This is a genomic window from Moorena sp. SIO3I6, assembly GCF_010672095.1.
This window is the reverse complement of the sequence record NZ_JAAHHU010000804.1, coordinates 1-2,167: the sequence shown is the minus strand read 5'-3', so window position 1 is coordinate 2,167 and position 2,167 is coordinate 1. Positions and strand designations below refer to the sequence as shown.

General features: G+C 47.8%; 1 protein-coding gene. It reads right to left on the bottom strand.

Translation table 11 applies throughout. From position 1 onward, the window contains the following. Positions 1 to 111 precede the first annotated feature (111 nt). The gene (locus F6K49_RS42935; RefSeq protein WP_293107675.1) at positions 112 to 2,148 is read right to left on the bottom strand and encodes a CHAT domain-containing protein; all 2,037 of its coding nucleotides are present in this window, start codon (positions 2,146 to 2,148) and stop codon (positions 112 to 114) included. Positions 2,149 to 2,167: the final 19 nt, after the last annotated feature.

The window sequence follows — 2,167 nt, the reverse complement described above, 5'->3', positions numbered from 1 at the left end:
AATCGGTTTTGTTAAAGGGAATACCGCTGTATATCAACTCCAGGGGCTGCGGGTAGCTCCAGTTTTCCGTATTAAGGTTAAAGCTGATAAATTTCTGGTCGCTGATAAAGATTAGATTGTCTTCTTGTGGATCGACTGCCATGCCAGACGCCCTCTTAAAAAACTCACCATTGACTGATTCAATTGTTCTGAGGGAACTTCCTGAAGGGCAGCAGAAGCATCGGGTAATGCACCCCGGTCTAGCAATGCCGTTACAGCTTCGGTTCCTCGAATAATATTATCCTCACTGAATGCTTCAATTGCGATCGCTGTGACGGTCTTGGTATTAGCCTTTGTCAAATTAACATTTGAGTAATCAACAGGTTTGGACAGACCTGGTGGTAATTGTCTCCCTAGCCCAGGACTAGGAGGGTTCTGGAAAAACCACATGCTCACCAGTACCAAGGCAAGAGTTCCCGTTGCTCCTAGTCCGATCCACAGTGGTGAACGTGGTAACCTTAAACCCTTGTGTTTAGGATTAGTGACCTTTTTAGCCTCAACTTCTGCCGTAGTATCCTCAGGCTTTGGAGCTAATTGGGTTGAGCCCTCCGTAGACGCCGGTGTCAGGGTTGCGGCTGAAGCTTTCAAAGGAGCAGGGAGTTGGCTTGGGCTATGGACTGGTAGGTTCTTCTGAGCAGCCTCTGAGTAAGGGTTTTCGGATAACCCCTCTGAATTCGATGCTGTTATTGTTGAATCCTCACCAATCGCCTCTGTATTCAGCTGATCCAGCAATCCCTTAATGAAAGCAGCGGGATCGTCTGCTTCTAGTTCATGGGATTCTAAACCCGGTGTTACACCAGTGACACTTTCATGGTCATACTCAGCTTCTGCCCTAGGGACAAGAGCTGAGTCTTCCTCAAATTCTGATAATGTGGTATATTCTCTCTCTTGTGGTGGCGTAAAAAAACCCTCTTCTGGGTCTAACCCTACAGACATTCCAGGAGGATCGGGCAGACTAAATATTTGAGTTCGGTCATAACTGTGGTCATCATTGGTCAGGAAACCATCAAATTCCGGATGCAGATAAAGAACAGGTAATGCCCAATAAAGCTGGTTCGAGCCATAAGCAGAAATCAGTCCTTGTCTAGCTCGCGAGAGGCTGAGGTCAATGGGGTAACCCTGGTTGATGTTACGGTATAATAGTCTGGTTAGGGTCAGGGCTACCTCATCGGGAATGCGCTCTGCCATGGCTAGAACCCCAGGAATACCGCGCTTAACCAGTGCTTGAGCAAGATTTTGATCGTTACCGTTTTCTTGGGTATGTGAAGCAGCTGTATGAGCACCACGACAGGAGTTGAATACAGCCAGCTGGACACCATTATTAACTAACAATCCAGCTAGATCATCACCCCTTAAGGTCTCTGTCAAACCAGTTTTTTTACTAACCAGGTAGACATCACCACCTGATTCCCCTAGGTTAGAGTGACCAGCATAGTGGAAGACTTGATATTTTCCTTGTTCCAGGGCTTGGGTTAACTGTTCCCGTCCTGGCTGTTCCAAAATTGTCAGATGAATCGCTGGTGGTCCATTGGGTGAACGATGGCGGAGTTCTTCTTTCAGGTGAGATGCTTCTTGTAAGAGTTCTAAACTTTCTTGATCACTTGGACCGGCGATCACCATCAAAATTTTCAGAGGTTGATTCGGTGGAGACAAAGGCTTCGGAACTGGTCTAATCAACCCTTTGGTCATCTGGTAGCGAGAGAAAGCCACATCAGTCCCTGTGGCTAGGGGACGATCCCCAGCATGGAGGACTTCCCAAGGTAGGCGGGGTAATTCTGTACCTTTCAATCCCAGACGCAGTCGCAAAACCGACCTTTGATTTTGAGCGATCGCTTGCGCCATCATCCAGCTATCGCGCAAGCTTCCTTTAAATAGGGCATTGTATAGCTCTTGACCCAAGGCAACTAAGTTTAAAGAGGATTGAGAGTACGGTTCTCCCCAAGATGGCATGGCAAAACTGCCATCCACCGCAGCTGCCCTACCCTGCAGGACACTAAATAAGGGGTCATTCATCAGTTGCTTGGCCTGGGTTAACCATTCTTCTACCGGCCAACTGACTTGTTCTTCTGCCAATGAGACTCCCGGTGCCACTCGTTCGATGCGCACCAGATAATCATCATGTTTTCCT